At 51.0% G+C, this 19,590-nt stretch carries 15 protein-coding genes and 3 tRNA genes; 4 read left to right on the forward strand and 14 right to left on the reverse strand.

Annotated features, from left to right (window positions below; translation table 11 throughout):
- Positions 1–398: 398 nt before the first annotated feature.
- Positions 399–2,168, reverse strand: a complete 1,770-nt coding sequence (locus B7992_RS01410; protein ID WP_073233764.1) for a long-chain fatty acid--CoA ligase — start codon at positions 2,166–2,168, stop codon at positions 399–401.
- A gap of 256 nt (positions 2,169–2,424) precedes the next feature.
- Here B7992_RS01410 and B7992_RS01415 point away from each other — a divergent pair, with 256 nt between their 5' ends.
- Positions 2,425–4,998, forward strand: coding sequence for a T9SS type A sorting domain-containing protein (locus tag B7992_RS01415; protein WP_141100332.1), 2,574 nt, complete (start codon positions 2,425–2,427; stop codon positions 4,996–4,998).
- Positions 4,999–5,224: 226 nt separating this feature from the next.
- On the opposite strand, the gene B7992_RS01420 is transcribed toward B7992_RS01415, so the two are convergent.
- Together B7992_RS01420 and tgt are read right to left on the reverse strand one after the other, a co-directional pair.
- Positions 5,225–6,664, reverse strand: a complete 1,440-nt coding sequence (locus B7992_RS01420; RefSeq protein WP_254917575.1) for an NAD(P)-dependent oxidoreductase — start codon at positions 6,662–6,664, stop codon at positions 5,225–5,227.
- A gap of 107 nt (positions 6,665–6,771) precedes the next feature.
- Positions 6,772–7,908 carry a tRNA guanosine(34) transglycosylase Tgt gene (gene tgt, locus B7992_RS01425; RefSeq protein WP_088665438.1) on the reverse strand — a complete coding sequence of 379 codons (1,137 nt, stop codon included), beginning with the start codon at positions 7,906–7,908 and terminating at the stop codon, positions 6,772–6,774.
- A gap of 217 nt (positions 7,909–8,125) precedes the next feature.
- On the opposite strand from tgt, the gene B7992_RS01430 reads away from it, so the two are divergent.
- A complete protein-coding gene (locus B7992_RS01430; RefSeq protein ID WP_088665439.1) occupies positions 8,126–10,402 on the forward strand; it encodes a family 43 glycosylhydrolase in 2,277 nt (758 codons plus the stop codon).
- A gap of 309 nt (positions 10,403–10,711) precedes the next feature.
- On the opposite strand, the gene B7992_RS01435 is transcribed toward B7992_RS01430, so the two are convergent.
- The 4 genes from B7992_RS01435 to B7992_RS01450 all read right to left on the reverse strand — a co-directional run bounded on the left by B7992_RS01435 (position 10,712) and on the right by B7992_RS01450 (position 12,893).
- A tRNA-Leu gene (locus B7992_RS01435) sits at positions 10,712–10,795 on the reverse strand.
- A gap of 166 nt (positions 10,796–10,961) precedes the next feature.
- Positions 10,962–11,045, reverse strand: a tRNA-Leu gene (locus B7992_RS01440).
- Positions 11,046–11,126: 81 nt separating this feature from the next.
- On the reverse strand, positions 11,127–12,491 hold the full coding sequence (gene murD / locus B7992_RS01445; protein WP_088665440.1) for a UDP-N-acetylmuramoyl-L-alanine--D-glutamate ligase: 1,365 nt from the start codon (positions 12,489–12,491) through the stop codon (positions 11,127–11,129).
- Between the two features lie 171 nt (positions 12,492–12,662).
- The gene (locus B7992_RS01450) at positions 12,663–12,893 is read right to left on the reverse strand and encodes a hypothetical protein (protein WP_073233760.1); all 231 of its coding nucleotides are present in this window, start codon (positions 12,891–12,893) and stop codon (positions 12,663–12,665) included.
- Positions 12,894–13,301: 408 nt separating this feature from the next.
- Between B7992_RS01450 and B7992_RS01455 the strand changes: the two genes are divergently transcribed.
- Complete coding sequence (locus B7992_RS01455) at positions 13,302–13,883, forward strand: hypothetical protein (protein ID WP_088665442.1); 582 nt, start codon at positions 13,302–13,304, stop codon at positions 13,881–13,883.
- 50 nt (positions 13,884–13,933) lie between these two features.
- On the opposite strand, the gene B7992_RS01460 is transcribed toward B7992_RS01455, so the two are convergent.
- The 4 genes from B7992_RS01460 to B7992_RS01475 form a co-directional block, all read right to left on the reverse strand.
- A tRNA-Leu gene (locus B7992_RS01460) sits at positions 13,934–14,017 on the reverse strand.
- A gap of 66 nt (positions 14,018–14,083) precedes the next feature.
- Positions 14,084–14,479, reverse strand: coding sequence for a preprotein translocase subunit SecG (secG, locus tag B7992_RS01465; protein WP_088665443.1), 396 nt, complete (start codon positions 14,477–14,479; stop codon positions 14,084–14,086).
- A 46-nt stretch (positions 14,480–14,525) separates the two neighbouring features.
- The gene (gene tpiA / locus B7992_RS01470) at positions 14,526–15,287 is read right to left on the reverse strand and encodes a triose-phosphate isomerase (RefSeq protein WP_088665444.1); all 762 of its coding nucleotides are present in this window, start codon (positions 15,285–15,287) and stop codon (positions 14,526–14,528) included.
- Between the two features lie 120 nt (positions 15,288–15,407).
- Positions 15,408–15,848 (reverse strand): hypothetical protein, encoded by a 441-nt coding sequence (locus tag B7992_RS01475; RefSeq protein WP_073156667.1) that lies wholly within the window; start codon positions 15,846–15,848, stop codon positions 15,408–15,410.
- 128 nt (positions 15,849–15,976) lie between these two features.
- On the opposite strand from B7992_RS01475, the gene B7992_RS01480 reads away from it, so the two are divergent.
- On the forward strand, positions 15,977–16,969 hold the full coding sequence (locus B7992_RS01480) for a hypothetical protein (protein ID WP_088665445.1): 993 nt from the start codon (positions 15,977–15,979) through the stop codon (positions 16,967–16,969).
- On the opposite strand, the gene B7992_RS01485 is transcribed toward B7992_RS01480, so the two are convergent.
- From B7992_RS01485 to B7992_RS01495, 3 genes are all read right to left on the reverse strand, one after another.
- Entirely contained in the window at positions 16,889–17,653 is a 765-nt protein-coding gene (locus B7992_RS01485) for a hypothetical protein (protein WP_139258174.1), read from the reverse strand. The two genes, B7992_RS01480 and B7992_RS01485, sit on opposite strands and share 81 nt — an antisense overlap.
- A 134-nt stretch (positions 17,654–17,787) precedes the next feature.
- Positions 17,788–18,894, reverse strand: coding sequence for a recombinase RecA (recA, locus tag B7992_RS01490; protein ID WP_073156676.1), 1,107 nt, complete (start codon positions 18,892–18,894; stop codon positions 17,788–17,790).
- A 40-nt stretch (positions 18,895–18,934) separates the two neighbouring features.
- Positions 18,935–19,456, reverse strand: a complete 522-nt coding sequence (locus tag B7992_RS01495) for a CinA family protein (RefSeq protein ID WP_217897568.1) — start codon at positions 19,454–19,456, stop codon at positions 18,935–18,937.
- Between the last annotated feature and the right edge of the window lie 134 nt (positions 19,457–19,590).

Raw genomic sequence — 19,590 nt, forward strand, 5'->3', positions numbered from 1 at the left:
CCTCTGCGCTTGAATACAGGTTGCTGGCCTCGATTACCGTTAAGCCCCAGCTCTTAAGTGTTGTACTCGTTTGTGATGTACTCGTTGGTAACGTATTCGTTATTTGTAATATTTAGATATGAGTTATGTGCTTTGAACTTTGAGTTAAAGTTAGGCGCCTTTCACTGTTCACTATTTATTGTTCACTAATCCAGTTAGAAGTCCCACGTCAAACGTCCAATATCTCATATCTAGTATCTAGATCCTGCTCCTTCGAACCTAGGAATTGTAAGGCAATAAATTGCTAATAATTCTATATCGACTACGGCCTTACATGCCTTCGCTCAGGATGATACCTCAAGCCTCGCGCCTCGAGTCTTTCCGCTCGCAGCACACAGCTCGCTGCTCATCGCTCTCCGCTACTTGTACATTTCTTCGATTTGTTCGCTGTACATTTCTTCGGCGGCTTTGCGACGGATCTTGAGGGTGGGAGTCAGCAAGCCTGATTCAACGGTGAGGCTGTCTCCAATGAGGGTCCACTTGCGGATTTGTTCCCAATGGTTCAGCTTCTTGTTGATGCGGGTGATGTGACGTTCCAGAGCCTCGTTGATGTGCTTGGATTCCAGAGCGCGGTTGATATCGAATTCGTCCTTGGTGCGGTTCAGGAAGCGGCGTGCGTTGATGGGGTTCAGGAAGATAAGCACAGAAGCGAACTTACGGTCGTTGGCGATGACAAGGGCTTGTTCCACCAGCGGGTGGCGGCTGATTTCAAGCTCGATGGGGTTGGGGCTTACATACTTGCCGGTGCTGGTCTTCAGCAGTTCCTTGATGCGACCGATCAAGAACAGGTAGCCGTCTTCGTCGAAGGATCCCTGGTCTCCTGTCTTGAGGTAACCGTCTTCGGTAAAGATTTCCTTGTTTACTTCGGGCATGTTGTGGTAGCCCTTGAAAACGCTGTCGCCCTTGGCCAGGACTTCGCTGTTCTCGCCGATCTTTACGTCCAGATAGGCAAGGGGGATGCCCACGCTACCGGGGCGGATGCACTTGGGAGTGTTCACCGTGAGCACGGGGGCGCATTCGGTAAGGCCGTAACCTTCGCAGATGTTGATGCCAACGTTCAGCAGGAATCGGCAGATGGACTTGTTCAGGGCGCCGCCACCGCAGACGATCAGGCGGAACTTGCCGCCGATGGCTTCGCGCATTTTCTTGTAGACCAGTTTGTCGTAAATGCGGCGGGCGATGCTGGGGCGCTTGGTGGGGTCCTCGATCTTTGCAATCTTTACGGCGCGGTTAATCAGCCAACGCTTGAAACCGTGGCACTTTTCGCCGGCGGCCGTCATGCTTTCGTAGACGCGTTCCAGAATGCGGGGGACCACCATCATGACGGTGGGCTTGACTTCCTTCATCAGGAGGGCGGTGTTCTTGGGGGTGTCGGCGAAGAATACCTTTGTGGCGTTCAGGATAAAGAAATAGGTGGTCATGCGTTCCAGCACATGGGCCACGGGCAGCACTACGAGACCTACATCGTTGTGGTTCAGGGCGACAACATCGCGCCTGATGGTCTGAATCTGCGCCAGCATGTTGCGGTGGCTCAGTTCGGCACCCTTGGGACGTCCGGTGGAACCGCTGGTGTAGATGATGCTGAACAGGTCGTCGGGGTTGATGGATTCCAGCTGACTTTGGATCCAGGCGGAGGATTCGGGCTTCTTGGCCAGTTCCTGGCCTTCGCGGATCAGGTCGTGCCAGTAGACGCCGTTGTCGGGGCAGTCGGATGCCGGATCGATGCAGATGACCACGCTAAAGCGGGGAAGGACGTCCTTGATGGCCTGGTCCAGTTCGTTTACGTTGTTCAGCAGCAGAATCTGGACGTCGGAGTCATCACACTGGAAGTTGAAATTGTCCGAGGAAATGTTGGGAAACAGGGGGACCACCTGGGCGTGATTCAGCTGGGATGCGATGTCCGTCATGATCCATTCCGGGCAGCTGTTGGCTACGATGCCGATACTCTGGTGTTCCTTGATTCCGCGGTTCTTGAACGCAAGGGCCAAGGAGCGGGTATCTCTGGCGAGTTGCTGCCTAGAGAAATAAATCCACTGTTCGTGTTTTCTGTGGTACCAGCCGGGGAAATCCTCTCTGTCGCAGGTAGCGAAGAACATGTGGGCGAGGGACTGGTGCAGCAGCGGTTCCATGGGAACTCCTTGGTTCAAATATGATTGATGCAAAAATAGATTTATGCAGACCTTGAAAAAGAAAGGGCTGGGTAGAAAGGTGCAAAATATGATGCTTTTGAATGATTTTGAGAACGTTCTTGTATTGAAAATCTTTATTTTTGTTTAAAAATCAGAATTTTTATATTGCTTTTCTAAAAAATAAACATTATATTTGAGAAAGAAAATGAGAACAATGGAATGGTGCCCGTTCTCAAGGTTTAAAAAAGGGATGTTTATGGATTGCAAATTTCTTTCTCTCTCTGCCGCAGTGCTGGGCCTTGCCGCTTCCGCCTCGGCGCTGACTGTCAATACCGCTGCCGGTTGGCTGGAATCCGCCTATGCGGAATGGCAGCCTGTTTCCGGTGCCTCCAGCTACAATGTCTATGTGGACGGAACCAAGATCGATGATCCGCTGATTCGTAGCTACGGTTCCTATATGCGTGCTGACGTGGTCGGCCTGAAGGCAGGCTCACACACCTTGAAGATTGCTCCCGTGGTGAATGGTGCCGAAGGGGCTGCCGAATCCAAGACGGTTTCTGTGAAGGCTCATGACCGCACCGGTTTTGCCTTTAGCAATGGCCGCGTTCCTGGGGCCTACAATACCGACGGTACTCTCAAGAGCGGTGCCGTGGTGGTGTATGTTTCCGAAAATTCCAAGAACAAGGTGACCGCCGACGTGGTGACCAATTCCAAGGGCACGAAGACCACTTGCAAGAGCTTCCAGGGCATTCTGAACTGCATGAAGAAGGGTTACGAAACTCGTCCTTTCGACTTCCGCTTTATCGGTAACGTGACGGACTCCGATTCCCTGGTGGCAGGCGACATGCTCATTGATTTGGGCTCTTCCGAAGATTCCTATGTGACCATTGAAGGTATTGGCGAAGATGCTACCGCAAACGGTTGGGGTATCCGCATCAAGAACGCCCAGAACGTAGAAGTCCGCAATATGGGCGTCATGAACGTGAACAGTTCCGAAGGCGACAACATCGGTCTTCAGCAGAACGACCAGTACATCTGGATCCACAACAACGATATGTTCTACGGCGATGCCGGTTCCGATGCGGACCAGGTGAAGGGCGATGGAGCCCTGGACTGCAAGAAGTCTACTTACGTCACCTTCAGCTACAACCACTTCTGGGATAACGGCAAGTCCAACTTGCTGGGCCTTTCCGAAGGAACTACCGACGGCTACTACATTACCTATCACCATAACTGGTACGACCATTCCGATAGCCGTCATCCTCGCGTGCGTTATTACAGCGCTCACGTCTACAACAACTACTACGATGGCAATGCCAAGTACGGTGCGGGCTCTACCTTGGGTTCCTCTGTGTTCATGGAAGGTAACTACTTCCGTAACTGCAAGTTCCCCATGCTCACTTCTATGCAGGGTTCCGACCTTTATGCCGGTACTACCACCAGCACCACCGATAACGCAACCTTCAGCAAGGAAGCGGGCGGAACCATCAAGGCCTACAATAACAAGTTTGCAGAAGGCGGTACCTTCATCGCTTACGGCGCAACCACCTACCGCCTGAAGGGCGTTGACGGAACTGCCGTTGGCTCCATCAATACCAAGACCGACTTCGACGCCTACGTGGTGAGCAAGCGCGACGAACAGGTTCCTGCCACTGTTGTTTCTAAGTCTGGTGGCAACAAGTACAACAACTTCGACGTGAATACCTCGGTCATGTACAAGTATACTGCCGATGAACCGGATGACGCCAAGGCTAACGTGATGACCTATGCAGGCCGTATCAATGGCGGTGATTTCAAGTGGACCTTTACCGCCGAAGACGATGCCCTCTATGCTGTGAACCAGGCTCTGAAAAATAAGCTGGTGGCCTATACCGGTAGCGTCAAGTCTATCCAGGGTGATGGCGCGGTTGTCGTGACTCCGGCCGTTCCCAACTCCTCTTCGGGAACCGCATCCAGCCCCTCTTCCAGTGCTTCTGTTGAACCTTCCTCCAGTGCGACTGTGGCCAGTTCCAGCAGTGTCTCTGGCGGCGTTGTTCCTAACAGCTCCTCTGCCACCGTCGAAGCGCCTGCAGACGATCCCGTTGATGAAAGTTCCGACTTGAAGTCTATTTCTGCAGACCTGGTGCATAACTTTACCGAAGAAGGAGCCAGCAGCGACTACTTCGAATTCCTCGGAAACCTTTCTGCCAGCAAGGGAACCGTGTCTTACAACGGTGCCGAATTGACCCGCTGCCTCAAGATTGAATCGGCTACATCTGTTGAATTCGTGCTGGCCAAGTCTGCTGAAGTGACTCTGGTTTTCAACGGTGATTTCGCCAAGGGGATCAAGATCGATGGTGAAAAGTATACTGCCACCGCAGGCGTTGTAAAAGTCAAGCTGGCTGCCGGTAAGCATTCCATTACCAAGGGCGATTCCGCTAACCTCTTCCTGATCTCTGTTAAGATTGATGCCTCCGCCGATGAGCCGGGCTCCTCCAGCAGCGACGATCCGGCTTCCTCCAGCGAACCTGCCGAAGACGGTCCCGCCTCTTCCGGTTCCAAGGACGAACCTTCTAAGGATGAACCTTCCGAAGGTGAAGAAACTGGATTCTCTGCCACGGTTGCCGCCAACGGAAACCCCTTGATGTATAACGTCTCGGAATGCCGTCTGGATGTGTTCGCTAGCGAAATCCGCCGACTGGATGTGGTCCGTATGGATGGCCGTAAGGTGCGCCTGAACGGAATGCCCGGCGGGGTCAGCTATGACCTGAGTCATCTGCAGCCTGGCATATACCTGGTGCGCCTGGTGGCCGACGGTAAGACGTTCCAACGCAAAATCGTCAAACAGTAAAATCGCGATGCCGTAAAATTTACGCTACGACAAGTAGCCTAGGGATCGGACGACGCGTAGGGTATGTGAATCCGGTCCCGGGAAAGCGTTCTGCACAGTATGGGGTGCGGGACGCTTTTGTCTTGGCGGCCTAGGATTGGACTGAGCATAAAAAAGAGGCTCCGCCTTTGTGCGGAACCTCTAAAATTTTTTGGGGAACTGCGGGTAGGTCCCGCAAACCTTTTGATTAACCGACGAGAGCCTTATGGATCTGGACTGCAGCGTCACGGCCAGTCTTCATGGCCATCACCACGGTGAGAGGTCCGTGCTTGGCGTCGCCACCGACGAATACTCCGTCAACAGAAGTTTCGCAAGAATCTTCGGCGCGGACGATGTAGGTACCGTTGCGGTTGGTGTCGAGACCCGGAGTGGTGTCCTTGATTTCGCTGGAAACTCTGCTGCCGATTGCCAGGACCACGGTCTCGCAGTCGATGGTTTCGCTCTGGCCTTCGATCTTCACCGGACGGGGACGGCCAGCTTCATCAGGTTCGCCCAGCTGGAACAGGTCCAACTTAGCCTGCTTGACGTGACCGTTTTCGTCGGCGATAAATTCGGCGGGGTTGTGCAGTTCCATAACCACCACGCCTTCGTTCAGGATTTCGCGGAGTTCTGCCTTACAGGCGGGCATTTCGTTAAGAGTACGACGGTAGACCACGCGGACGTCTTCGGCGCCCAGACGGAATGCCATGCGGGCTGCGTCCATAGCCACGTTGCCACCACCAACGACGATAACGCGCTTGCCGGATTCAATTTCAACGCCGCGGTTGCCCTTCTTCAGGTATTCTTCGGCGGTGTAGACGCCCTTCAGGTCTTCGCCGGGAACGCCGGTCTTGAGAGCCTGGGCAGCGCCGTTACCGATGAAGATGGCGTCAAAGTCCTTCTTCAGCTGTTCGATGGTGATATCCTTACCGATGGTAACGCCGGTCTTGATTTCGATGCCCATCTTGGGGAGAATGCTGTATTCGTAGTCAACGATGTCCTTGGGCAGACGGAACTGAGGAATGCCGTAACGGAGCACGCCACCCAGCAAGTCGTAGGCTTCAAAAATGGTGACATCGTGGCCCAGGGTACGGAGGTCTACTGCTGCAGAGAAACCTGCAGGACCGGAACCGATAACGGCAACCTTCTTGCCAGTGGAGGGGGCCATGGCAGGAACCTTCTTGCCTCCCATGTGTTCGCGTTCGTAGTCCATGCAGAAACGTTCGGTTTCGCCCATATGGATACCCTTGTTCATATCCTTCAGGGTACGACCCATGGCGCAGCTGGACTGGCACTGCTTTTCGTGGGGGCAGACGCGGCTGCAGATGGAGGGCAGCAGGGAAGTGGCGCGGATCATTTCCACAGCGCCTTCGATGTTACCACCGGCCAGCAACTTCAGGTACTGGGGGATAGGCATGCTGATGGGGCAGGCTGCGGTGCAGAACGGCTTCTTACAGTCCATGCAACGGCTAGCTTCGAGACGAGCCTGTGCCAGAGACATGGTTTTGGTGCTTTCGTCCATGGTTGTGCGGTATTCGCGATGGGGAAGTTCTGCACCACGCTGGGGCGGAATGGCCATCTTGTCTTTCAGAGTCACCGTGGGGAGCGCGTTGATGCGATCCAATTCTGCCTGAGCGGCTTTATCCATTGCGGAAGAGTCCTGCATAATCACCTTCGGGTTTGATGCCTGTTTTCAAATTTTTCGCGGGCAAATATAAAAAATATATGATGCCTATAAAGGTTTTGTCAGTATCGTTATTCCAGATTTCGCTGCAGAACCTCGATCTTGGCCTTGCTCCATTCTTCGAAGTCGTCGGCTGCGATGTGGTCCTTTGCCTCTTGCATCAGGTGCAGATAGAAATGCAGGTTGTGGATGCTGGCCAGGGTAAAGCCCAAAGATTCGCCGGCGTGGTGCAGGTGGCGCAGGTAGGCGCGGCTGAAGTTGCGGCAGCAGTAGCAGTCGCAGTTTGGGTCCACCGGCTTGTCGTATTCTTCGGCGTGGCGGGCTGCCTTGTAACGCAAGACGCCTTCGCTGGTGAACAGCATTCCGTTACGGGCGTTACGGGTTGGCATGACGCAGTCGCACATGTCTACGCCGCGGCTGATCAATTCCAGCAGGTTCCAGGGGGTTCCTACGCCCATCACGTAGCGGGCATGGTCCTTAGGCAGGTAGTCGGTGCAGAAATCAGCGATTTCATACATGGTTTCGGTGGGCTCGCCTACAGAGAGGCCGCCCATGGCAAATCCGTCGGGTTCCAGTTCCGCGATGCGCTCTATTGCCTGCTTACGCAGGTGTTTATGCATGCCGCCCTGCACAATTCCGAAGAACTTCTGCTCGTAACCGTGGATTTCCGGGTTGGCCTTGAGCCAATCCATGGCCTCTTTGGTCCATTTCAGCGTGAAATTCAGACTGTGCTGAGCTTCTTTTTCGGTGCTGGGGTAGGGCGTACACTCGTCGAAGGCCATAATGATGTCGGCGCCGATCTCGCGCTGGGCCTTCATGACGGTTTCCGGGCTGAAAAAGTGCTTGGAACCGTCCAGAATGCTTCTGAATTCCACCCCTTCGGGCTTAATCTTGCGTAAATCCTTCAGACTCCATACCTGAAATCCACCGCTGTCGGTCAAAACCGGGCGATCCCAGCTCATGAACTTGTGAATGCCGCCGGCAGCGGCGATTTTCGGCGTTGTGGGGCGCAGGTAGAGGTGGTAGGTGTTGGCCAGGATAATTTCGGCCTTCAGGTCCTTCAGCTGTTGGGGCGTTACCGACTTTACGGTAGCTTCGGTGCCCACGGGCATAAAAATCGGCGTATGGATGTCGCCGTGGTCCGTGTGGAGCACTCCCAGACGTGCCTTGGACTTCTTGGAAGTCTTTATGAGTTCAAAACGGTTCATGTCTTACGATTCTTTAACTTTTTTTGTAAAGATAGCTTTTTTTTCCCGATTTCCCATAGTATGGGCGAAGCCGCGTTTCCTATAGCGCTTGTAAATATTTTGCCGTTGTCAATTTGTCCATGACAAGGTGGATTCGAATGTCCATATTCCATTATTATAGAGTATTTTGCTATAAGAATAATTCCAATGGGTGGGATATTCGTGTATGGAGTAAGTTATGAAGATGAATAAGCTCGCGACAGCGGCCCTTCTCTCTCGCAAGTTTGTGGCTGCCGCCGTTTTTGGCCTGGCCGCATCCGCAATGGCGGAAAATCCTATTTCCAGTTATCATTATCTGGCAGACCCTTCTGCCGCTTCTGATGGTGATACCTTCTACATTCTGACCGATACGGACGATATGTGTGTCAGCACTGACCCGTTCCAGTACAATATTATCGGTCTGTATGCTTTCAGTTCCAAGGATATGGTGAACTGGACCGACCATGGCATGGTTTTCCAGTCAAAGCGTGAATTTGGTACTTATCCCGGCAATACCTGGGCTTCCGGCATTGCCGTCCGTAATGGCAGACCCTTTATTGTGTATCCCGATGGCGCAAGTGGCGTGGGTATGATTACCGCTCCTAGCATTGATGGTCCCTATACAGACCCCATTATGGATGCTTATGGCAAACCTCGAATTGCCGGTGGCTCCAATAGCTTCCTCGGCAACTGCGATGACATCGACCACTGCTTTGACCCGGGTATCTTCATTGAAGAAGATGGTACCGGCTATGTGATTTTTGGTGGTGGATCGGCCAGCTCTGTGAAGCGTCCCATCGGTAATAACTTCGATATTATCAAGTTCACCGAAAGTAACGGCAAGGTGACTTTGGACAGGAACTCTCTGACTCGAGTCCAGGCAGAAAAGTCCTTTGAAGCTCCTTACATCCATAAGCATGGTGACTGGTACTATATCAGCTTCAACAATAGCGGTCAGGAAATCGGTTACGGTATGTCCAAGAATCCCCTTGGTCCTTACTCCTACAAGGGTATCGTTATCGAAGCCGTGTGGAAGATTAACGACTGTGAAACTCATAGTTGCGATGGCGGTAACAACCACCAGGGTTTTGCTGAATTCAAGGGCAAGACTTATGCTGTTTATCATGATCGTCGCCTTGTTCGCGCTAAGGAACATCCTGCTTCCCTGGGTGTTGCCGATCCGGAACCGGGTAACCATCGTAGTGTAAGTATCGATGAAATTACCTACGCGGCTGATGGCTCCATGAACAAGCTTGTGTTCACCAAGGAAGGTCCCAAGCAGGTTGGCAAGTTTGACCCGTACCAGACCTACAAGGCTCTCACCAGTTCCAAGCAGCGCAATGTCCGTAGCCGTACCGACTGGACCAAGGGCCAGGCTGTTAAGCATGTGCTGACTCCCCTTGCCACCAAGGAATCCTGGATTCGCGTGACTGGCGTGGACTTCGGCAAGGGTGCCCAGAATCTTCGCATCAAGGCTGCTAACGTGGGTAACGACAACAAGGTTGAAATCCATACTGGTTCTGTCACCGGTACTTTGGCAGGTTCCTGCGATTTGGCAAAGACTAGCGGCTGGAATGACTATGCCGATAATGATTGCGAAATGAAGGGCCTTACCGGAGAAGTTGATCAGGTGTTCTTCGTATTCAAGGGTGCAAAGGACTCTACCATGGGTATTCTTGAATGGGAATTCCAGGGAACCAAGCGCGAACCGGAACCCCAGACCGCTCATAATGAGACCCAGACTCCCTGGACTGTTCCTGGAATTGTACAGGCCGAAGACTTCGATGATCCGGGCTACGGCGCAGGCAATGATTCCTACTATGAAGATGATGCGGATAACCACTCTTGTACCGACGCAGGCAAGGAAGCTGAATGCTCCAAGTATCGCGATGGCACTGGTGTTGACATCTACAAGAAGAGCGAAAAGAAGACTGTCGTTGGCTACATCAGAAAGGGCGAATGGCTGGAATACTCTGTGAATGCTGCTGAAGCTGGCGATTACACCATGTACATTGCCGCAGCTTCTAACGGCGGTGCAAGTTTCGGTGTGTCTGTCAATGGTACTGAAGCCGGCGAAGTTGAAGTTCCTGCAGCAAGTTCCTCTGGCGAAGAAGAAAACTTCAATGATTACAACAAGATTTCCACTAATGTGGCCTTGAAGGCCGGTGTGAATATCATTCGCATTACTGCAACCGCAGACTGGTTTGATCTTGATTACTTCAACCTGGTGAAGGGCAAGAATGCCGACGATGACAATCCTCTTGGCGAAACAACCGCTATGAAGAAAATCAACTTCGTTGCAGCTTCTGGCATGAACTACGATGTGTTCGATGTTCAGGGCAACAAGGTCGGCCTGGTTAACCTGGCTGGAAAGAGTGCCGCCAAGGCTCTTAACGCTGCCGGCTATGCCAAGGGCGTATACCTGCTGAAGCAGGTGGACGGTGCCAAGAAAATGATGGTGAATACCGTTAAATAATTGATGGAAAAATCAAACGGATGAGCCTCCCGAATCTCCTCGGGAGGCTTTTCTGTCTTGTGCGCGTTTTGTTGATGTTTGACTGATTATAAAACGCGCGTTTGGGATGTGTGCGGAAGTTTGGGGGCGCGGGACGGAACCGGACGTTTTGAATATGTACAGGATGTTTTGGGGGCGTGGGATGTTTTAGGAGTGCGTGAAATCAGCGTCGGTGTTCTAAAAACGCGGAATCAGCGTCGGTGTTGAAAAAAGCGGAATCTGTGTCGGCTAAATAAAAAAATAACCCGCTTTTTCAAGCGAGTTATTTACTGCGGTCGGACAGACTTGAACTGTCATGGGATCGCTCCCACTAGCACCTCAAGCTAGCGTGTCTACCAATTCCACCACGACCGCGAGGTCCTTTTAATGGAACGGCTCAAAGATAATAACAAATTGCGTTTTTGTAAATGTTTGAACGGAAATTTTTTTGAAAAAAATGAAGAAGTTTTTGGGGGTGAAAGCGGGCGTGAAAACGTCTGACTACAAAAAAATAACCCGCTTTTTCAAGCGAGTTATTTACTGCGGTCGGACAGACTTGAACTGTCATGGGATCGCTCCCACTAGCACCTCAAGCTAGCGTGTCTACCAATTCCACCACGACCGCGAGGTCCTTTAACGGAACGGCTCAAAGTTAGTTATTTCGTTTAATCTTGTAAAGGGTTTTAACCGCTTTTTCTCAAAAAAATTAAACTTCAGAAACTAGCTTGTCAAAAACCTGGCCGCGAACTTTATAGTTCTTGAACAGACCGAAGCTTGCGCAGGCGGGGCTCATGATAACGGTACCGCCTTCACCGATATTCAGGCTGTCTGCGAAAGCTTCTTCAAGAGTGGGGAAGATAGCCGTCTTGATACCTGCTTCATCTACACCAGCCTTCTTCAGATCGTCAAGCATGCGTTCTGCAGTGGCGCCTATGAGGGCCACGCGCTTCAGGTTGGGGCGTTCCTTCACCAGGATGTTGCTGAGTTCAGTAAAGTCTGCGTTCTTTTCGGAACCGCCCAGAATCAGCGCGAAGGGGCGCTTCATGCTGCCTGTGGCTGCGATGGTGGCGTCGGGGCGGGTGGCGTAGCTATCGTTGTAGAATTCAATGCCCTTCTTTTCGCCTTTAAATTCCATGCGGAAGGGGAGGGTTTCGTAAGACTTCAAGGCTTCGAAAGCGTCGGCTACCTTGATGCCCAGGGCGGTGCAGGCGAGGGTTGCTGCCGCCATATTTTCCAGCTGATAGATGCCGCGGACCTTGCAGTCGCTAAGGAACAGCTTGTCGCTGCCGATGGTCAGCGTAGAGCCTTCGATAACGGCGTTTCCGTCATTGCTTCCGTTTTCGCCGTCGCCGAAGCTAACAGCCAGCTTATTGCGGGCGGGGCTTTCGCTTGCGATCTTTGCGGTAGGTTCTGCATCCTTCAGGTAGACGCAAGTGCCGCTATTCTTCTGCCAGCGAACCAGATTTGCCTTGGCGTCGCGGTATTCCTCGACAGTCTTGTGCCAGTCCAGATGTTCCGTAGACACGCGCAGAACCACGCCTACGTCCGGCGACTTCGAAAGCGTCATCAGCTGGAAGCTGGAAAGTTCCAGAATGCTGATTCGGTCTGCGGAATCGTCTTCCAGCAGGTCCAGCGCCGGCACGCCGAAGTTACCGCCGATGATGTTTGCCTTGCCGCACTTGTCGAGAATGTGACTGATCATGCTGACGGTGCTGCCCTTGCCCAAGGTGCCGGTAACGCCCACCACCTTGCTGGACTTGGTCTGTTCCAGGAACAGCTGAATCTGACTAGTCATCATGCCACCGTTCATCTGGAACTTGAACAGTTCCTGACTCATGGGGTATACGCCTGCAGAACGCACTACGGTCACGCAATCCTTGAGGCCGTCCATGTAGCTTTCGCCGCTGCAAACCTTCACGTTTACGCCTGCAGGAACTTCCGGCAAGTTCACCGGATTCTTGTCCATCACGACAATGTCCTTGACGCCTTCACGGAACAGATAACGCAAGGTGCTCTGGCCTTCAACGCCAAAGCCGAGAATGCCTACAGGAGAAACCAAATTGTTGTTCATGTTAAACCTTTATCTTCAAATGTCATCCCGGCCAATGTTATCCTCGACCAGTCATTCTGGAGGACTGCAGGTCCGATAGAATCAAGGATCTAGACGGGATTTCCTTTTTAACGGGGTAAAATTTAGCAACCGTCAGTTCTTTTGTTCAGCGGATTGGCTGCGTTGTTCTGGCTAATTACTGCACTTGTAGGTGCTTTGGTCCTTGCAGAATTCTTCAACGTTAGTCATTGCTTTTTTTGAATATTTCTGGATGCAAGTCTTGTAGGCGTCTTCGTCGATGCAGTTGTTTTGTCGGTCGATATCGTAGTCTAGGCAGAAATCTCTGTCTTCTAGGCACTCACGCTCCGAATCTAATGAGCAACCGCAAATGAAGATAGCTGTCGCGAAAAAAAACTTGATCATGAATCGTCCTCCCTCGATAACCGTAGGGCTAAAATAAAAAAAATCCGCCCCCAAAGGACGGACTTCTTGCTGCGGTCGGACAGACTTGAACTGTCATGGGATCGTTTTTTTTTGCATTTAGTGATTTGCTAGCTCTTCGGCTTCTTCAAAGTCTTTGCAGAAAGGTTCTTCGGCGTCTTGGAATTTGCTTAGCCAAATATAGTTTGTTTTGGGGCTAGAAAAGATTGTGTTGATGCGGGCTGATTGTTCTGCTGGCTTTAACTCTAATTTTATTTCGTGAATTTTTGCGTTTAATCTATTGTTCTGGCTTAGTTAAGTGAAAGATAAATTTTGCGAATATGTTTTTTGCAAAACTTATTTGTACTTTTGTAACGTTGTTTGACATCTATTATGCTCTAGGAACGTCCCATGATTTATAGTCTCGTTTGTAAATCCATTTTGTTAATTACGCTGGCGGCCTCGCTTTCTTTCGCTGAGGGGTGTGTTTCTGAAAATGATTCTTCCGAAACGGACCCCATCTTTGCCAATTTCTGTTTTTACAAGGATACCAGCGTCTTTGTTGGTAAGGACAGTGGATTTGTGTTGACGGCCTACGAGATGATTGATGACATTTCTTTTACCATCGATGCTCGAAATAGAGTGACGAAAACGTATTTTGATGTAAGTCTGGTTGGTGTGAGTTCGGATAAGGCTAAGATAAACCCGTTTAGGGGAATGTCGGGGGGGACGTGTTTAGGGGCCCGCTGCAGACACTCTTTAGCTGTTTCGCCTTATGATTTGATTGATTTTTATTTTAGTGCAGCGGACTCTCTTTATGTTAAATCTCTCGCTGGATTGGTTCATCCGCTGAAATGGAAATACGAGCTGGATTTTGGAAGACAGAAACAGTCCGTTTCTGGAGAAAACTATATCTATGTATCAGGTTTTTGTAATCAAATGCAGTTGGAGAAAATTCGAAAACGAGGGATGCAGCCTTCTTTGAATAAGTGATTTTTTTGAAAAAAGAAAAAGGCTCAGTTTTTGAACTGAGTCTTTTTTACTGCGGTCGGACAGACTTGAACTGTCATGGGATCGCTCCCACTAGCACCTCAAGCTAGCGTGTCTACCAATTCCACCACGACCGCGAACCTTGCGCTGCAGCTCTATAGAAATCTATAGGCTTATGCGCAAAAGCTTTTTAGCCAGGTAAATTATTCTGCTGCGGGGGCTGCCGGTGCTTCTGCTGCCGGGGCGGCATCTACTGCAGCGGGTGCGCCGAAGTCAGCGGGAAGAGCCGGAATTGCCGGGGCCTGCTGAGCAGCGTTTTCGCGAGTTGCCTTCTGCATGGCGGATTCTTCGACAGCCTGATCCTGCTTGGCAGTGATGAGGCCGAGGGCGAAAACGACGATGAAGAAGATAACTGCAATGGCACGGGTCAACTTCTGGATGAAGGTCGCAGCACCTGCGGTAGAGAAGGCAGACTGAGAAGTCATGCCGCCGAGACCTGCGAGGCCGCCCATCTTGTCGTTCTGAACCAGAACGAGGAGCATGAGGAACAAGCAGAGGAACACGTGGAGGACGATAAGAATCCAGAAGAGAGTTGCCATAATAGTTATTTACCTTGGTTTTAAATTGTTGTGCTAAAAGCTTTAATTACTTAGCTTCTGCAGCAGCGATGATTTCCATGAAGGTGTTAGCCTTGAGGCCTGCACCACCAATGAGACCGCCGTCGATATCCTTCTGAGCCAGGAGGCCTGCAGCGTTGGCGCCCTTCATAGAGCCACCGTACTGGATGCGCATGCCTTCAGCAACTTCAGCACCGTAGACTTCGGCAACGACGGAACGAACGTATGCCTGGGTGTCCTGAGCCTGTTCGTCGGTAGCGGTAACGCCAGTACCGATTGCCCAAACCGGTTCGTATGCGAGAACGCACTTAGCAGCGTCTTCAGCGGAAACGTCCTTGAAAGCACCCTTAACCTGAGTGGAGAGAACAGCTTCCAGCTTGCCGCCGTTACGTTCGTCGAGAGTTTCGCCGATGCAGATGATGGGCTTCAGACCGGCTTCGAGAGTCTTCTTAACCTTCAGGTTAACAGTTTCTTCGGTTTCGTGGAAGTACTGACGCTGTTCGGAGTGACCGATGATGATGTATTCTGCGCCGATTTCCTTAACCATGTCAACGGAAACCTTACCGGTGTATGCGCCCTGGTCCTTCCAGTGGATGTCCTGGATAGCGAGCTTCACGTTGGTGCCCTTAACGACGTCTGCAACCTTAGCAGCGGCGAGGTAGGTCGGAGCGATGACCACTTCGGTCTTCTTCACGTCCTTGACGGCTTCAACGATGTCCTTAGCGAGCTGAACGGATTCGCTAACGGTCTTGTTCATCTTCCAGTTACCAGCAATGATATACTGACGCATAATTAACTCCTTGAGAGGTTTAAAATTTAACGCGGGTAAATTTAGTAAAAAAGGACTGCCTGTGGTAGACCGAATAAAAAAATAGCCTCAAGTTGTGGGCTTGAGGCTGAAAAATACCGATTAGTAGTTGCTAGAATGCTTGGAAACCGGTGCCGGAGAGCCACCATAACGGTCGCCTTCGATCTTGTCCAGGATCCATTCGCCTTCGTAACCCTTCAGACGGGCCTGGTCGGGGTGCTTCCAGATAAGGCGAGTAATCAGCTTACCTTCGCGGGTGTAGTATTCCCAAACGCTGCTGGAAGAAGTTTCCTTTTCGTGGTCGGGAGGGCCCCACAGGAGGTTGACCATGTCGTTGGTCATGCCTTCTTCGATATAGCCCTGCTTGAACACGTCCTTCAGGCGCTTGTCGATACCCATACTTTCCTTAATGGCAAAGTATTCACGTTCATATTCCTTGCGACCTTCGCCACGTTCGATAAGAATGGGGGAAGAGTAACGGCTGGCGCAGGCCCAGAACATCAGGGCGCTAACACCGAGCAGGCAAATATGAGAGAGCTTCATAATTTCTCCTCTAATTTTATCTATAAAGTCAGCTTTTTAATCGTCTGATTTTATCATTTCGTTTTGTTGACCACAAAATAAGAACTTTATTAGGCAAAAGATGAAAATATTTTTAATTTTACACTGAAATGAACGGTTTTGGAAAGAAATTTGGCGCTGTAGCCACTCTGTGTGCTCTGTTTGCGGTCGCAAACCCCGTTGATGCCTATGCTGATGGCTATAACGAGAGCTCTCAGACAGCCTTTCGATATGGTCCCAACCTGGCTTATGGCTTGAGTGGCAATATTCCCTTTGTTTTGGGGCAGTGGTTGCCTCAGCTGTTCGGGACGCTCCATTATACTTGGCTGGAACCTCTGGACATGTTGCCCTACGGCGAACGACTGGGACGTAATCCCAGCTACCTTCGCATGGATGGCGGGCTGGAATTGACTCCCTTCTATGGAGGTTACTCCGCAGGTCTTGGACTGCGCCCTTTCAAGATCAATCCGTCCTTTGAACTGAATTTCAATTATGAAAGCTACCTGTACTTCAAGTCTAACCTGGAAATGGTGACTTCTGATGTGACAGGCAGTGGAAGGATTGCGGAAACATGGAACGCCGATTACGTTCTCGATAACGTGGGCGGCGAAGATGCTGAATTTGACTATGCCCAGTTGTTTGACTTCTGTCTAACGATGAACTATGAATTCCGTGGTGGTTCCGATTTAGGATTCACCTTGCATTACATTCTTTCGGATGTAAGCACGGATTTCGATGGCAAGAGTTACGATTACAAGCGTAACATTCCTGTGTTCAGTCGTGACTTCCTGATTGTTGTAGAAACGTTCGGGCGTATTCCCCTGGACGAAAATTTTGCATTGCTGTTTGAAAATAACTTCTACAGAACAGGTTACCTGCGCAGCCACAATACCGTAGAAAAAGAGGCTTTGAGCTATGTCAAGTCTATGGCTGGCGTTCATTTTTCATGGAATGAGGGACTCCAGAACCTGACCTTGGAAGTGGGTGGCTGGAACCGCATCAGGAAATCCTTCTACGATGGATCACTCGCGCAACAGTTCTTGATTCAGCTTGAGTATCAGGGGTATTTTTCTTTCCCCTTTCATTGGAATTTTGCGGAATAGCTCAGGCTGCTGAGGCTGTGCTTTCTTGGCGACGTTCTTCTTGAGCGGGTCGGATTGCAGTGCCTGGATAGGATAGGCGGAACGGATCCAGATTTCTCCGTTGTATTGTTCGCTTTCTAGTTTGACCAGAGTGGGCAGTGTGGATCCCGAATAATTTCTCCACTGACGGATGGTGAATGTTCTGGTTTCCTTGCGGGCTCCTCGCATGGTTACACTCTGCGGAGTGGGGAGCGTGTCTGCAGTAAGACTCCACCAAGTCATAGACAGGGCGGTAGAAAAAACGTTCGACTTCTGTTCTGTGGGATTCTTGCACAGGAACTGCCCGTTGGCCAGCAATTCCATGTCGTCTAACTTTAGCGGAGTGTCGCCAATAGTTTCTTTTAGATGGTGGGTGCCCAGCTGGCGCTTTATCTTGGCGTCGGGAAATTCCATATAGCGGTAACTTCCTGCAGTAATGAAGTTGAACTGCGGACGGTTAGATGCATTGACGAAAAACGTGTCTAGACTTTCGGGGTGGTGACGCCATTCCACATCAATGCTTTCGCGGGAATTCTTTACGTTAATAAAATGGCCTTCGATGTTTACGACCATGGGCGCTTCTAGAATAAAGTGTGGGCAGGATGTCTGGGCTGACGCTGCTGTCAGTGCCATCGATATTGCCAAAGTCCACAAGCGCTTATTCATAAACCGTAAGATAGTTAAAATTCAAAAAAAAATTGGACGTTGCTTCCTCTAAAAAAGTAAACTCCGGCCCATCCCAATGGCTAAAGGATCGGTCGGAGTTTTGCTTTAGGAAGAAATTTTTGAAAGTCTACGAATTAGGCTTCGTCGGTGATTTCCAGAGTTTCGTCGTCTGCGGCCAGAGCGTCACCGTCGTTCAGCTTGAAGAGTTCTACATCCTTCATGCTTTCGCGGATCTTCTGTTCGATCTCGTTGCAGAGTTCTGCGTTGTCCTTCAGGAACAGGCGGGTGTTTTCGCGACCCTGGCCAATACGTTCGTTATTGTAGCTGAACCAGGAACCGCTCTTCTGGATGATATCCAGTTCGGTAGCCAGATCCAGGATGGAGGCTTCGCGAGAAATGCCGCAACCGTAGAGAATGTCGAATTCGCACTGGGTGAAGGGTGCTGCAACCTTGTTCTTTACAACCTTCACGCGGGTACGGTTACCGATGACATCTTCGCCGTCCTTGATGGCTGCGATGCGGCGGATGTCGATACGCTGGGTGGCGTAGAACTTAAGGGCGTTACCGCCGGTGGTGGTTTCGGGGTTGCCGAACATGACGCCAATCTTCATACGCAGCTGGTTGATGAACAGCATGCAGGTGTTAGACTTGGAGAGAATGCCGGTAAGCTTACGCAGGGCCTGGCTCATGAGGCGGGCCTGCAGACCCACGTGATTGTCGCCCATTTCGCCGTTGATTTCAGCCTGGGGCACGAGGGCAGCCACAGAGTCGATAACGATGATGTCGATGGCGCCGGAACGGACCAGGGTTTCTGCGATGTCGAGAGCCTGTTCACCGGTGTCGGGCTGGGAAACCAGGAGGGATTCGATATCGACACCCAGCTTGCGGGCATAAACAGCGTCGAAAGCATGTTCTGCGTCGATGAAGGCTGCCACACCGCCAAGCTTCTGAGCTTCAGCAATGGCGTGGAGGGTGAGGGTAGTCTTACCAGAGGATTCAGGTCCGTAGATTTCGATGATACGGCCACGGGGGAAACCGCCTACGCCCAGAGCCATGTCCAGCTGGATACAGCCGGTGGGGATAACGGGGATATCTTCGTTGGGCTGATCGCCCAGAGCCATGATAGAACCCTTTCCATAATTCTTTTCAATCTGTGCGATGGCAGCTTCTACTGCCTTTGCCTTATCTGCGGAAAGGTTGCCGAGAGTGTTGATACCGTTTGTGTTCGTCTTCTTAGCCATAATTGACTCCGTTTTGTTTTTTCGTTAAAAAATATAACAACTAGTGTTCACTTGTGCAAGTGCTTTTTTGAACTATTTTTTCTAGAAGTACCTGCAATGTTCTATACACGCTTTTTTCGCGGACTTGATTGCGGTTTCCCGAAAAAATTTCGCAAAAAGCTTCATTTTGCAAACTATTGGCGACACCAATCCACACTGTACCAACAGGTTTGCCTGGTTCAGCGCCGCCCGGGCCTGCGATTCCCGATGTGGAAACCGCCCATTCGCAACCAAACTTCCTGCGGGCTCCTTCAGCCATGGCCTTGACGGTTTCTGCAGAAACGGCACCAACGGTGTTGAGGATTTCTGCGGGAACGTCCAGGAGGTTTTCCTTGACTTCGTTCTGGTAGGCGACAATGCCTCCTGCCAGGATTGCGGAACTGCCCGGAATGTCGACCAGGGTGCTTGCGATAAGCCCGCCGGTGCAGGATTCTGCGGTGGCCATCATCTGGCCTTTTGCTTGCAGAGCTTCCTTGACGGCGATTGCCAACTGCTCGAGATTCATTTCGTTTGCGTTGTTCACTTTGTTGTTCCTTTTACGTGTTCAAATATACAAAACGGTTGTGTCATAAAATGTCAATTACGACGTTCCCCCCAAAAAATACAAAATAACGTTTTGCGCGACTTTGACGTTCATAGGCGTTGGCGTAAATAAAA

This window comes from Fibrobacter sp. UWH1, assembly GCF_002210365.1.
In the GTDB taxonomy this organism is placed as follows: Bacteria; Fibrobacterota; Fibrobacteria; order Fibrobacterales; family Fibrobacteraceae; genus Fibrobacter.

What these genes read in the sequence shown, in the direction of transcription:
- B7992_RS01410 (WP_073233764.1), bottom strand. Translation starts at nt 2,168, where the DNA reads ATGGAACCGCTGCTGCACCAGTCCCTCGCCCACATGTTCTTCGCTACC.
- B7992_RS01415 (WP_141100332.1), top strand. Translation starts at nt 2,425, where the DNA reads ATGGATTGCAAATTTCTTTCTCTCTCTGCCGCAGTGCTGGGCCTTGCC.
- B7992_RS01420 (WP_254917575.1), bottom strand. Translation starts at nt 6,664, where the DNA reads ATGGATAAAGCCGCTCAGGCAGAATTGGATCGCATCAACGCGCTCCCC.
- tgt (WP_088665438.1), bottom strand. Translation starts at nt 7,908, where the DNA reads ATGAACCGTTTTGAACTCATAAAGACTTCCAAGAAGTCCAAGGCACGT.
- B7992_RS01430 (WP_088665439.1), top strand. Translation starts at nt 8,126, where the DNA reads ATGAAGATGAATAAGCTCGCGACAGCGGCCCTTCTCTCTCGCAAGTTT.
- murD (WP_088665440.1), bottom strand. Translation starts at nt 12,491, where the DNA reads ATGAACAACAATTTGGTTTCTCCTGTAGGCATTCTCGGCTTTGGCGTT.
- B7992_RS01450 (WP_073233760.1), bottom strand. Translation starts at nt 12,893, where the DNA reads ATGATCAAGTTTTTTTTCGCGACAGCTATCTTCATTTGCGGTTGCTCA.
- B7992_RS01455 (WP_088665442.1), top strand. Translation starts at nt 13,302, where the DNA reads ATGATTTATAGTCTCGTTTGTAAATCCATTTTGTTAATTACGCTGGCG.
- secG (WP_088665443.1), bottom strand. Translation starts at nt 14,479, where the DNA reads ATGGCAACTCTCTTCTGGATTCTTATCGTCCTCCACGTGTTCCTCTGC.
- tpiA (WP_088665444.1), bottom strand. Translation starts at nt 15,287, where the DNA reads ATGCGTCAGTATATCATTGCTGGTAACTGGAAGATGAACAAGACCGTT.
- B7992_RS01475 (WP_073156667.1), bottom strand. Translation starts at nt 15,848, where the DNA reads ATGAAGCTCTCTCATATTTGCCTGCTCGGTGTTAGCGCCCTGATGTTC.
- B7992_RS01480 (WP_088665445.1), top strand. Translation starts at nt 15,977, where the DNA reads ATGAACGGTTTTGGAAAGAAATTTGGCGCTGTAGCCACTCTGTGTGCT.
- B7992_RS01485 (WP_139258174.1), bottom strand. Translation starts at nt 17,653, where the DNA reads ATGAATAAGCGCTTGTGGACTTTGGCAATATCGATGGCACTGACAGCA.
- recA (WP_073156676.1), bottom strand. Translation starts at nt 18,894, where the DNA reads ATGGCTAAGAAGACGAACACAAACGGTATCAACACTCTCGGCAACCTT.